Genomic DNA, 12,811 nt, shown 5'->3' on the forward strand with positions numbered 1-12,811 from the left:
AGGGAGCAAACCATTCCGGGAATGGGTAAGATCTTATCAGTTCGCGCTGTAGCCCATCACCACACCGCTCAGGCCGGAGATCTGCTTCAGCTCACCGAGCGAACCTTTAAGCTTATCTTTGGACGCTTCTGGCCCCACGAGGATACGGGTAATTTTACCCTGCACCGGCGTGGAAGGTGAAGTGTAAACACGATATCCCGCACTGCGCAGTTTGCTCACGACCTCGTTGACCTTATCGGCGTTTTTCAGCGCACCAAGCTGCACCACGTAGGCTTTACCCGTTGGGGCAGCGGCATCCTGCTGCGCCGGTTTTGCTGGCGGAGGTGTCTCTGACGCCGCGGCTAGCTGTTCTGCGGCTTTATCCCGCTGCGGTTTCGGCTGCGGCTTCTCAACTGGCTTCGGTTTTTCAACCGGTTTAGGCTGCTCGACCGGCACCGGATCGATATCGCTGTTGCTCGCTGCCGCCAGGCGAGACGGATCGAGCGATGGTGCGGCGGCATCGCCTGCACGCACCTCTTCCGCCGCCCCTTCCGGCGGCTGAGCAGGCAGCGCCTGCGTCGCCGCGGGCAGCATATCCGGCTCATCGCGGTCACCCGGTTTTGGCACCAGCGGAATAGCGGCAAACTCATCCTGATAATGCTTTTTCTGCCCGTCGAGCAGACCCGGGAGAATAATCACCCCGAGCGCGACCAGCACAATGGTTCCTGTTAAACGGTTCTGAAACTTACTCGCCACCGGTTCTCCCCGCGTCCATCACTTCCATGACATGTGCCACCGTGTGGAATGACCCACACACCAGCACGGTATCTTCTGGTTTAGCATCCGCCATCGCGGCATGCCAGGCCTGAGCCACGCTACTGTAGATTGCGCCTTTGCCGAGATGTTCCATCAGTTGCTCAGCCGTCGCGCCGCGCGGCCCCTCCAGAGGAGCACAATACCAGCTATCGACCACACTCTCCATGCAGGCCAGCGTCCCGCCGATATCTTTATCATGAAGCATACCGATAACCGCCAGCACGCGCCCGGTTTTTGGTAACGAATTGAGACGTCCCGCGAGATACGCCGCCGCATGGGGGTTATGCGCTACGTCCAGAATCAGGCGCGGTGACTCGCTAACTATCTGGAAACGCCCGGGCAACAGCGCATTCTTAATGCCGTCGCGGATCGCCTGCTCGCTGACCGTGAGGCCACTGGCGCGCAGTGCCGCCAGCGCGGTTGCTGCGTTCGGCTGCGGTACCTGCGGCAGCGGCAGGTTGTCGAGCGCGCCCTGCGCGTCGCTAAAGCGCCAGCCGTTATCCTGGACCTCGTACTGCCAGTCAACGTCGCGGCGCAGCAGACGCGCGCCCTTCTCGTTCGCCACGTCAGCAATGGTATGCGGCATATCCGGCTCGCCGACAACGGCGGGTTTGTTTGCGCGGAAAATACCGGCCTTCTCGCGGCCAATGCTTTCACGATCCGGTCCCAGCCAGTCGATATGGTCCAGCGCGATGCTGGTGACTACCGCCACGTCCGCATCCACCATATTGGTCGCATCAAGACGTCCGCCGAGGCCAACCTCAAGAATCACCACATCCAACTGCGCCTGTTTGAACAGCCACAGCGCCGACAGGGTGCCGTATTCAAAATAGGTTAATGAGATCTCACCGCGTGCGGCTTCAATTTCCGCGAACGACGCCGTATGCGCCGATTCCGGCAGTTCGCGGTTCTGCACACGAACGCGCTCGGTATAGCGGACCAGGTGTGGCGAGCTGTACACGCCAACTTTGTAACCCGCGGCCATCAGGACAGATTCCAGCGTGCGGCAGGTCGTGCCTTTACCGTTGGTCCCCGCGACGGTGAACACGAAAGGTGCCGGTTTGAGCACATCAAGACGCGCGGCGACCTGGCTTACGCGCTCAAGCCCCATATCGATGGTTTTACTGTGCAGGTTTTCCAGATAAGAAAGCCACGCGGCCAGGGGCGACGTGGCTTGGGGAATGCTTTTATTTTCCATAATGCCCGGTTGTCATTAACAGATTAGAAAGCAAAAGGGCAGCGCCAACCGGCCCTGCCCTTTTCAGTTATCAGGCCTCGGGTTCCTGATCCGGTACCACCACGCCTTCGCGCGGCTCATCCGGGTTCGGCGCTGGCAGATTCATCAGCTTCGCCAGGATGCTCGCCAGCTTCAGGCGCATTTCCGGACGGCGGACGATCATGTCGATGGCGCCTTTCTCGATGAGGAACTCACTGCGCTGGAAGCCCGGCGGCAGTTTCTCGCGAACGGTCTGCTCGATAACGCGAGGACCGGCAAAGCCGATCAGGGCCTTAGGCTCAGCGATGTTCAGGTCGCCCAGCATCGCGAAGCTCGCGGAGACGCCGCCCATGGTTGGGTCGGTCAGCACGGAGATGTACGGCAGACCGCGCTCCTGCATTTTCGCCAGCGCAGCAGAGGTTTTCGCCATCTGCATCAGCGACATCAGCGCTTCCTGCATACGCGCACCGCCGGAGGCAGAGAAGCAGATCAGCGGACAGTTGTCTTCCAGCGCCTGCTCAACGGCACGCACGAAGCGCGCACCAACCACAGAGCCCATTGAGCCGCCCATAAAGGAGAACTCAAACGCAGCGGCAACAACCGGCATCTCATGCAGGGTGCCTTTCATGACGATCAGCGCGTCTTTCTCGCCAGTCTCTTTCTGTGCAGAGGCCAGACGATCTTTGTATTTTTTGGAATCGCGGAACTTCAGCACGTCTTTTGGCTCAAGTTCGCTACCCAGCTCTACCAGAGAGCCTTCGTCCAGCAGGCTATGCAGGCGGTTGCGCGCCGACATACGCATATGGTGGTCACACTTCGGACACACCTCAAGGTTGCGCTCCAGCTCTGCGCGATACAGAACCTGACCGCAGCTATCACACTTCGTCCATACCCCTTCAGGAATGCTCGCTTTACGCGTTGGGGTAATGTTGCTTTTAATTCGTTCAATCCAGCTCATTGATAACCTTTCTGCCTGAACCTGGTCGTTTGCCAGTTTTGCTATAAGAGGCGAATAATGCCATTTTTGCCTCCAACAGACCATGAATGTTGCACATTAAAACATAACAGCCCGAAACTTTGGATAAAAAAGTGGTCGAACCGCCAGCGTGCATTTACTTCGCTTGTTTTGCCGCCGCACGTTTATGACGAATAATTTCGATAACGCCCGGCAGTACGGAAAGCACAATAATCGCTACAATCAGTAACTTAAGATTTTCCTGAACCACCGGGAGATCGCCAAACAGGTAGCCTGCATAGGTAAACAACAGCACCCACAACAGCGCCCCCACGACGTTATACATGGCAAAATGACGATAGGACATATGCCCCATTCCCGCCACAAACGGTGCAAATGTGCGCACAATAGGCACAAAGCGCGCAAGGATAATGGTTTTTCCGCCATGGCGTTCATAAAACGCATGGGTTTTGTCTAAATAGCTGCGACGGAAAATTTTCGAATCCGGATTGCTGAACAGCCGCTCACCGAATACGCGTCCAATCGTGTAGTTGACCGCATCACCGACGATGGCGGCAATCACCATCAGCACCACCATAAGATGCACGTTCAAATCGTTAGTGGGTAACGCCGATAGCGCGCCGGCAACGAACAGCAGGGAATCCCCTGGCAGGAATGGGGTAACGACCAGACCGGTTTCACAAAACAGAATGAGGAACAGAATGGCGTAAACCCAGACGCCATACTGCGCGACCAGCTCCGCCAGGTGAACATCAATATGCAGGATGAAATCAATCAAAAAACGAATTACGTCCATATTGTCTAAGCCCTAATTGCACCTTTGTTTAGTCCGCTAAAAAAAGCGGGCCCATTGGCGGTTTCGGCAGGTCAAACCGATCCGGATAGTCTACCGAGACCAGATACAACCCTTCCGCTTTCGCCGTAGCTGCCGCAAGCGTTCTGTCCTTCGCTGCCAGCAGGTCTGCAATCCAGCTCTCCGGCTGGTGTCCGGCGCCCACTTCCATCAGGCTGCCCACAATATTCCGAACCATATGATGTACAAAGGCATTGGCTTTGATATCCACCACCACATACGCGCCAAAACGGCTGACGTTTATGTGCATGACGTTTCGCCACGGCGTGCGGGACTGACACTGCACCGCACGAAACGACGTAAAGTCATTTTCACCAATCAGACACTGCGCCGCGCGATGCATACGTTCAGCATCAAGCGGTTCATAAAAATGCGTCACGCCCTGGCTTAACACCGCCGGACGCAGGCGCTGGTTGTAGATGACATAACGATAGCGACGCGCCGTGGCGCTGAAACGCGCGTGAAAATCATCCGGCACAGCTTTTACCCAACGCACCGCAATGTCACCAGGCAAATTCGCATTTACACCCAGGGTCCAGGCGGCATCCTTACGCACGGCGGTGGTTTCAAAGTGCACGACCTGCCCCGTACCGTGAACACCCGCGTCCGTACGTCCTGCGCACAGGACGTTAATCGGCTCGTTTGCCACCTGAGAGAGCGCTTTTTCCAGCTTCTCCTGGACGCTGCGCACCTCGTTCTGACGCTGCCAGCCATAATACTTACTGCCGTCGTACTCAATGCCGAGGGCAATTCTATGGACCGGCTTTTGTTCCACGTCTGACATCAGTACAGGTACTCCTGCACCAGTTTTTCAGCGATTTTGACCGCCATCAGCGCGCCGCCAAAGCGAACGTTGTCGGCAACGGACCAGAACTGAACCTGTTCCGGCATGCCGTAATCGTTACGCACGCAGCCAACGGAAAGATGCGCGCTGCCGGTGGCATCGCCCACCTGGGTCGGGAACTCGCTCTCTTCAGAAAGCACGATGTCTTCACCGCGGCCAAACGCATCGCGCGCCTCTTCTGCCGCCAGCGGACGCAGCGCTTCAAAGCCGACCATCTGCGCGTGGCCGTAAAAGACCGGGGACTGCACGACGTTCGCAGAGATCATCAGGCCATCGTCCTGCAAAATCTTACGCACTTCATCGACGATACGACGCTCTTCGCGCACGGAACCCTCGCGGTCCGGCAGCAGCGGCAGCATGTTGAACGCCAGCTGGCGGCCAAAGAAATCATCTTCATCAATCGGGATACCGTTCAGCAGCTTCGCGCTCTGCCCGGCCAGCGCGTCAACGGCCTTTTTACCGTTCGCGGACGCGGACAGCAGGCTGGTGACGGTAATGCGCGACAGGCCGCCGTCGTCGATCAGCGGTTTCAGGGCAGTCAGCAGCTGGCTGGTCAGGCTGTTCGGCACCGCAATGACGTTACGGTTGCGGTAGTCAGCCAGCACAAACGGGTTCACGTCCGGCACCACCAGCGGCACATCCGGCTCCATCGAGAACAGGCCGCTCAGGTCGATCACCAGACAGCCTGCATTGGTCGCCTCTTCAATGTACGCAGCAGTGGCTTCAGCGCCCGCAGCGAAAAACGCCAGCTGCGCCTGGGTCCAGTCGAATGCTGCCGCGTCCTGGACCATCACGGATTTACTGTTAAAACGCAGATGCTCACCTGCACTGTCGGTACGCGCCAGCGCATAGATATCGCCCACCGGGAACTGACGCTCAGCAAGGGTTTCGAGCAGGGCTTCGCCCACGGCACCCGTGGCACCTAAAATGGCAATGTTCCAGCCTTCAGACATGGTGGTTTACTCCAGAAATAAAAAAGCGTCCCTGTCGGAGTATCCGACAGGGAGCATTAAGAAGACATTAACGTGCCGGATGATGAACGGCGTTAAACCCCAGCTTATGCAGCAGCGTCGCCGCCGAGGCGTCGTCGCACATTACATACAGGGAAGACCACTCGCGGCGCTCAACATAGTTCTTGCGCAGCTTATCAAACTCACCCGGGATCCCCGCCACTTTACGCAGCAGCGCATCATCGCGGCGCACATCATACACCAAATGCACCAGCCTTTTCAGCGTTGCCTGATCGAGCGGACCATGCAGGGTAATGCGGCCAAATTCAGGCGCGGGGAGTAAGGTATCCAGCGCCACCTGCTGCGGATGGCCGATAAAAGCGCTGTAGGCCTCGAAGACCTGCGTCGTGCCGCGCGCTTTCCCCTCGAGGGTATAACCGGCGATATGCGCTGTGCCCACGTCCACCTTGTTAAGCAACTCAACGTTGAGATCCGGCTCCGGCTCCCAGACGTCCAGCACCACGCTGAGGTCTTGTCCTTCATTCAGACATGTCAGCAGCGCAGCGTTATCGACCACAGGGCCACGGCAGGCATTTATCAGAATAGTGCCAGACTTCAGACGACGGATCAGCGCCTCGTCAGCAAGATGCAGCGACTTATACGGCCCCTCTTTAAACAGCGGCGTGTGGAAAGTCAGCACGTCGCATAGTTCGACCAGCTCGTCCAGCGAGCGGAAATCCCCGTCATCACCGTTGTCTTTGCGCGGCGGATCGCACAGCAGCGTGCGGATCCCTAACGCTTCAAGACGCTTTTGCAGGCGTCCGCCGACGTTACCCACGCCAACAATCCCCACGGTGCGGTCCTTCAGCGCAAACCCGTCGCGCTCGGCCAGCATCAGCAGCGAGGAGAAAACGTATTCCACAACGGCAATGGCGTTACAGCCCGGCGCGGCGGAAAAACCGATTCCAGCCTGCTTCAGCCACTTATCATCCACATGATCGGTCCCTGCCGTTGCGGTTCCGACAAATTTAATCGCTTTACCGGCGAGCAACGCCTCATTTACTTTGGTCACCGAGCGCACCATCAGCGCGTCTGCGTCATCCAGTTCGTTGACCGGGATCGGGCGACCAGGGACAGCCTTAACGTTACCCAGGCGGCTAAACAGCTCACGGGCATAAGGCATATTTTCATCAACGAGGATTTTCACGTCTGAGTACCTGTTTGAGAGGAAGAAAACCTGCCAAGTGTGCCATAATCTGGCCGCCAGGCATATACGTATACCTGGTTTACGCTGAGTTTTGACTTTAAGGATTTTTGACGATGCAGCCCATTTCAGGTACGCCGCCACGCCCTCCGGGTGAAGGCCCCGTCACGCCAAACGTTGCCGGTGAACAACCGCTATCCACGCAACAGCGCACCGTGCTGGAGCGACTGATCACGCGCCTGATTGCGCTGACTTCACAGCAAAACGCGGAAGTCTGGGCCGGGGTAAAGCATGATTTAGGCGTGAGGAACGACGCACCGCTGCAGTCGCGTCATTTCCCCGCTGCCGAGCAAAATCTGAACCAGCGTATTACGACCGCGCAGCAGAACCACACCACGCGCCAGATTGTTTCTCAGCTGACGGAGCTGCTGGGTCAGGGAAATAACCGCCAGGCGGTGAGTGATTTTATTCGCCAGCAGTATGGTCAGACCGCGCTGGGCCAGCTGACGCCCGACCAGCTTAAAACCGTGCTGACGCTGCTGCAGAACAACGAGCTGTCAATTCCGCAGCCTCAGGTGCGCCCGTCGACCGAGCGTCCGCTGCTGCCCGCCGAGCACAACACGCTCAAGCAGATGGTGACAAAGCTGGCTGCGGCCACCGGCGAACCGACGAAGCTTATCTGGCAATCCATGCTGGAGCTGTCTGGCGTGAAGGCGGGTGAACTGATCCCGGCCAAACAGTTTACCCATCTGGTGACATGGCTCCAGGCGCGCCAGACGCTCAGCACCCAGAATGCCCCTACCCTGCATACCGTCCAGGCCGCGCTGAAGCAGCCGCTTGAGCCGCATGAGTTCGACGTGATTCGGGATTACGCCCAGCAAAACTGGCAGGCCACGCCGCAGACGGTGCTGACCACCGCGCAGGTGCAGGATCTGCTCAATCAAATCTTCGTTCGTCGCGCCGAACGTGAAGGCGGCGTGCCGGAGGTGAGAAACGTTCAGCCGATCTACAGCCCGCTGTTTGCGCCTGTCGTCGAGACCTTCAGAACGCTCTCTGCGCGTCCGGGGCTGATGTTTATTGCACTGCTGATTGCCCTGGCGATTTTCTGGCTAGTTGCCTGAGGTTTTTCCCGGTGGCGCTGCGCTTACCGGGCCTACAACGGCTCGAATCGTAGGCCGGGTAAGGCACAGCCGTCACCCGGCAACAACGGCTCAACGCCTGCGAAACGCCACCAGCGTCACCACGACCCCCACCACCGCAGAAACCGCACCGGCCAGAAAGACGGACGGATAGCCAAACGAGGTCGCTAACACCCCGGCCAGCGGTCCGGTAACGCCGTATGAGATATCCTGAAACGCCGCATAGCCGCCGAGCGCCGTCCCGCGCACCTGCGGGGCCACGCGCTTCACCACTTCAACGCCCAGCGCCGGGAAGATCAGAGAACAGCCGCAGCCGGTCAGCGCAGCACCCAGCAGGGCCACGGATGCCACGGGAGCATTCCACAACAGCAGAAGACCGATAGCTTCAATGACCAGCGATGCCACCGCCACCTTCACGCCGCCAAAGCGATCCGGCATCCAGCCAAAAAGCACTCGCATCAGCACAAACGCGCCGCCAAAGGCAGTAAGCGTAAAACCGGCCATCGCCCAGCCGCGGCTCATAAAATAGAGCGATACAAACGTCCCTATTACCGCAAAACCCACGCCCTGCAGCGCCAGGCCCAGGCCCGGCTGCCAGATTTGGCCGACCACGCTCCACAGGGAAGGACGCTCGCCTTTGTGCGCAGGTACCTTACGCACCGAGCCGTTAAACGCCCATGCCACCAGCGGCAGCGCCATGGTCGTTGCAGCCAGCGCCGCAAACCCGAACTGGCTGTTGATCAGCAGGCCAAGCGGTGCACCGGCGGCCAGCGCGCCGTAGATGGCCATGCCGTTCCAGGACATCACCTTGCCGGAACGTGCTGGCCCCACCAGCCCCATTCCCCAGGTCAGGGTGCCGGTCAGCAGCTGGCTTTCACCGAAGCCAAGAATTAAACGGCCCAGCACCAGCAGCGCAAATTTATACGCGGCGTCTACCGGCAGGAGAGCCGCCAGCAGCCAGGCGCCGCCCGCCAGCCCGCAGGCAAACATCCCCTGCAGCGCCGAGCGTTTAGCACCGTGCTGATCCGCCAGCCGTCCGGCGTAACCGCGGGTTAATACCGTGGCTAAAAACTGAATGCCCACGGCAATGCCGACCATGGTGTTGCCATAGCCCAGTTCCTGATGAACGAACAGCGGGATCACCGGCAGCGGCAGGCCAACGGTCATATAGGTCAGGAATACCGCAAAGGCGATACGGAACAGCGAGACGTTCGCTGAAGGGGTTGTTTCTGTTTGAGTTACTGCAGTCATGCTTTACTCCGAAATGAAGAGTAAGGCGAGGAAATGCCACGCCCCCTCTACCTGATTATCAGGATTAAGGTGCGTTGGTTGACGTTAAACGCTTACGCATTATCGTGAGGATAATGTTGAGGGGTGAAGTTTGCCTGTGAGATCAGCTGCTTGTCAATGCATAAAAAAGGGAGCCTTATGGCTCCCCTTCTGAATCAAATATAAAACTTATGCTTTCAGCTTACGCATGACCAGCGTGGCGTTGGTGCCGCCGAAGCCGAAGCTGTTGGACATGACGGTGGTCAGCGTCGCTTCTGTTGGTTTGGTCACGATGTTCAGGCCAGCAGCCTGCTCGTCCATCTCATCAATGTTGATGCTTGGAGCGATAAAGCCGTTTTCCAGCATCAGCAGCGAGTAGATCGCTTCCTGCACGCCAGCCGCACCCAGAGAGTGACCGGTCATGGCTTTGGTCGCGGAGATCGCCGGGCTGTTGTCGCCGAAGACTTCACGGATCGCACCCAGCTCTTTTACGTCGCCTACCGGCGTAGAGGTACCGTGAGAGTTCAGGTAGTCGATTGGGGTGTCAACGCCGTGCATCGCCATCTTCATGCAGCGCACCGCGCCTTCGCCGGATGGCGCAACCATGTCGGCGCCGTCAGACGTTGCACCGTAGCCCACGATTTCAGCGTAGATGTGCGCGCCACGCGCCAGGGCATGCTCCAGCTCTTCAACCACAACCATACCGCCGCCGCCCGCGATAACGAAACCGTCACGGTGCGCATCATAGGTACGGGAGGCTTTGTCCGGGGTCTCATTGTACTTGGTAGACAATGCGCCCATCGCGTCGAATTCACAGGCCATTTCCCAGCCCAGCTCTTCGCCGCCGCCAGCAAATACGATGTCCTGTTTACCCAGCTGGATCTGCTCAACAGCGTTACCGATGCAGTGCGCGGAAGTCGCACACGCGGAGCTGATGGAGTAGTTCACACCGTGGATTTTGAATGGGGTCGCCAGGCACGCGGAAACCGCAGAGCCCATAGCTTTGGTGACCACGTACGGACCTACCGCTTTCAGACCACGCGGGCTACGCATTGCGTCAGCACCGAATACCTGCGCTTTAGATGAACCGCCGGAACCGGCGATCAGACCCACGCGCGGGTTGTTCTGATAAACCTCTTCGCTCAGGCCAGAATCTTTGATCGCTTCCTGCATGGAGAGATAAGCATAAATAGAGGCATCGTTCATGAAACGAACCACTTTGCGGTCAATCAAACCGGTGGTGTCCAGTTTGACGTTACCCCATACGTGGCTACGCATACCTGAATCTTTAAACTCTTCAGAGAAAGTGATCCCGGAGCGTCCTTCACGCAGAGATGCCAGGACTTCCTGCTGGTTATTACCGATGCTGGAAACAATGCCCAGGCCAGTAATCACTGCACGTTTCATTCAATACCTCTGTAAGTCGCACTATAGTAAGTTTCGAGTCGCACAATAGCGTACACTTGTACGCCGAACAAGTCCGATCAGACATTTTCTGCGGAAATTTGCACCGATGGACTCACATCGTTAAGATCGTGCCACTGCCTGTCAGACGAGTAACTTACGTGAAACAAAACGCTATACAACCCGCCAACCTCGAATTCAACGCTGAGGGTACACCTGTTTCCCGAGATTTTGATGACGTCTATTTTTCTAATGATAACGGGCTCGAAGAAACTCGCTATGTTTTCCTCGACGGAAACCAGCTCAGCACCCGCTTCCCGGCGCATCCGCGGAGCCTGTTTGTGGTCGCGGAAAGTGGGTTCGGTACCGGGCTGAATTTTTTAACCCTCTGGCAGGCGTTTAACCAGTTTCACGCTGCACACCCTGAGGCTACGCTACAAAGATTACATTTCATCAGTTTCGAAAAATTCCCGCTCACCGCGCACGATCTGCGGCTTGCTCATCAGCGCTGGCCAGAGCTTGCCACCTGGGCGGAACAGCTTCAGGCACAGTGGCCGCCTCACATCGGCGGCTGCCACCGTCTGATTCTGGACGGCGGACGCGTGACGCTGGATTTATGGCTTGGCGACATCAATGACCTGACCGATACGCTCGATGATTCGATGAATCAGACGGTGGACGCGTGGTTCCTGGACGGCTTTGCCCCCGCCAAAAACCCGGACATGTGGAGCCAGCACCTGTTTAGCGCGATGGCGCGGCTGGCGCGCCCTGGCGCAACGCTTGCCACCTTCACCTCGGCGGGCTTTGTCCGCCGCGGGCTGCAGGAGGCGGGCTTTATCATGCAGAAGACCAAAGGCTTTGGCCGCAAGCGCGACATGCTGGTCGGCAGGATGGATCAGACGCTGGACGTTCCCGCTCAGGCGCCCTGGTTTGCACGCCGCGCCAGTGCATCACGTGAGGTGGCGATAGTAGGCGGGGGGATCGCCAGCGCCCTGCTGTCTCTCGCGCTTCTCCACCGTGGCTGGCAGGTCACGCTCTACTGTGCTGACGATGTGCCCGCCAGCGGCGCGTCCGGCAACCGCCAGGGGGCGCTCTATCCGCTTTTAAGCGCGCACGACCCGGCCCTGTTCCGGTTTTTCCCGGCGGCGTTTACCTTTGCTCGTCGCCTCTACGACGCCCTGCCTGTGGCGTTCGATCATGACTGGTGCGGCGTGACGCAGCTCGGCTGGGATGAAAAGAGCCAGCAAAAAATCACGCAGATGCTGTCGCTGGGCCTGCCTGACGAGATTGCTCGCGCGGTAAGCGCGCAGGAGGTGGCAGCCACCGCTGGCGTGGAAACCGGCTGTGGGGGCATTCAGTATCCGCTCGGCGGCTGGCTGTGCCCGGCTGAACTGACCGCGGCGGTCATTTCCCTGGCGCAGTCGCGCGGGCTGACGGCGCATTATGCTCACACCGTTGAATCGCTGAGCCGAAGCGAGCGCTGGAATCTGCGTTTTGCGGATGGCAAAGCGGTAAGCCATGCCAGCGTTGTGCTGGCAAACGGGCATAACATCAATCAGTTTATCCAGACAGAAACGTTGCCGGTTTATCCGGTCGGCGGCCAGGTGAGCCATATTCCTTCCGCGCCTGAGCTCGGCAAACTGCGACAGGTGCTTTGCTATGACGGCTATCTGACGCCGCAAAATCCGTCTAACGGCCATCACTGCATCGGGGCCAGCTATCATCGTGGCGAAACGGATATGCGCTACAGCGACGCGGATCAGGCGCAGAACCGACAGCGCCTGATTGACTGTTTCCCGGATGCGGCATGGGCGCAAGAGGTTGACGTCAGCGAGGGGGAAGCGCGCTGCGGCGTTCGCTGTGCCACCCGCGATCATCTGCCGATGGCGGGAAATGTGCCGGACTATGAGGCAACGCTTGAGGCCTATCAGGACCTTGCTGATAACCGGGATAACGCGGTAAGCGCGCCGGTTTATCCGGAGCTGTATATGCTGGGTGGATTAGGGTCTCGCGGGTTGTGCTCTGCCCCACTGCTGGCAGAAGTGTTGGCCGCGCAAATGAGCGACGAGCCGGTTCCGCTGGACAGTGTTACGCTTGCGGGGCTGAATCCGAATCGCTTGTGGGTACGGAAACTGCTGAAGGGGAAGAAGGTTAAGTAGGG

The 12,811-nt window shown here is 58.4% G+C and carries 11 protein-coding genes; 2 read left to right on the forward strand and 9 right to left on the reverse strand.

The annotated features are described in order from the left end of the window. Positions 1–36: 36 nt before the first annotated feature. The 7 genes from dedD to pdxB all read right to left on the reverse strand — a co-directional run bounded on the left by dedD (position 37) and on the right by pdxB (position 6,841). The gene (dedD, locus tag AC0TNG_RS09635) at positions 37–735 is read right to left on the reverse strand and encodes a cell division protein DedD (RefSeq protein WP_148770464.1); all 699 of its coding nucleotides are present in this window, start codon (positions 733–735) and stop codon (positions 37–39) included. After that, complete coding sequence (folC, locus tag AC0TNG_RS09640) at positions 725–1,993, reverse strand: bifunctional tetrahydrofolate synthase/dihydrofolate synthase (protein WP_032646627.1); 1,269 nt, start codon at positions 1,991–1,993, stop codon at positions 725–727. Before folC ends, dedD begins: the two co-directional genes overlap by 11 nt. Positions 1,994–2,063: 70 nt before the next feature. Continuing rightward, positions 2,064–2,969, reverse strand: a complete 906-nt coding sequence (accD, locus tag AC0TNG_RS09645) for an acetyl-CoA carboxylase, carboxyltransferase subunit beta (protein WP_003861408.1) — start codon at positions 2,967–2,969, stop codon at positions 2,064–2,066. Between the two features lie 154 nt (positions 2,970–3,123). Next, entirely contained in the window at positions 3,124–3,783 is a 660-nt protein-coding gene (locus tag AC0TNG_RS09650; protein ID WP_008502599.1) for a DedA family protein, read from the reverse strand. Between the two features lie 28 nt (positions 3,784–3,811). Beyond that, positions 3,812–4,624 carry a tRNA pseudouridine(38-40) synthase TruA gene (gene truA / locus AC0TNG_RS09655; RefSeq protein ID WP_023312566.1) on the reverse strand — a complete coding sequence of 271 codons (813 nt, stop codon included), beginning with the start codon at positions 4,622–4,624 and terminating at the stop codon, positions 3,812–3,814. Further along, entirely contained in the window at positions 4,624–5,637 is a 1,014-nt protein-coding gene (locus AC0TNG_RS09660; RefSeq protein WP_148770463.1) for an aspartate-semialdehyde dehydrogenase, read from the reverse strand. The genes truA and AC0TNG_RS09660 overlap by 1 nt, the downstream gene beginning before the upstream one ends. Before the next feature lie 67 nt (positions 5,638–5,704). Next, on the reverse strand, positions 5,705–6,841 hold the full coding sequence (gene pdxB / locus AC0TNG_RS09665; protein WP_473713420.1) for a 4-phosphoerythronate dehydrogenase PdxB: 1,137 nt from the start codon (positions 6,839–6,841) through the stop codon (positions 5,705–5,707). Positions 6,842–6,954: 113 nt separating this feature from the next. On the opposite strand from pdxB, the gene flk reads away from it, so the two are divergent. Continuing rightward, the gene (flk, locus tag AC0TNG_RS09670; protein ID WP_148770459.1) at positions 6,955–7,959 is read left to right on the forward strand and encodes a flagella biosynthesis regulator Flk; all 1,005 of its coding nucleotides are present in this window, start codon (positions 6,955–6,957) and stop codon (positions 7,957–7,959) included. 90 nt (positions 7,960–8,049) lie between these two features. On the opposite strand, the gene AC0TNG_RS09675 is transcribed toward flk, so the two are convergent. Both AC0TNG_RS09675 and fabB read right to left on the reverse strand, forming a co-directional pair. Continuing rightward, complete coding sequence (locus tag AC0TNG_RS09675) at positions 8,050–9,228, reverse strand: arabinose transporter (protein WP_473713421.1); 1,179 nt, start codon at positions 9,226–9,228, stop codon at positions 8,050–8,052. A 207-nt stretch (positions 9,229–9,435) separates the two neighbouring features. Next, the gene (gene fabB, locus AC0TNG_RS09680; RefSeq protein ID WP_023336433.1) at positions 9,436–10,653 is read right to left on the reverse strand and encodes a beta-ketoacyl-ACP synthase I; all 1,218 of its coding nucleotides are present in this window, start codon (positions 10,651–10,653) and stop codon (positions 9,436–9,438) included. Positions 10,654–10,811: 158 nt separating this feature from the next. On the opposite strand from fabB, the gene mnmC reads away from it, so the two are divergent. After that, on the forward strand, positions 10,812–12,809 hold the full coding sequence (mnmC, locus tag AC0TNG_RS09685; RefSeq protein WP_248165284.1) for a bifunctional tRNA (5-methylaminomethyl-2-thiouridine)(34)-methyltransferase MnmC2/FAD-dependent 5-carboxymethylaminomethyl-2-thiouridine(34) oxidoreductase MnmC1: 1,998 nt from the start codon (positions 10,812–10,814) through the stop codon (positions 12,807–12,809). Positions 12,810–12,811: the final 2 nt, after the last annotated feature.

It is taken from the genome of Enterobacter sp. PL_is514 (assembly GCF_055816715.1).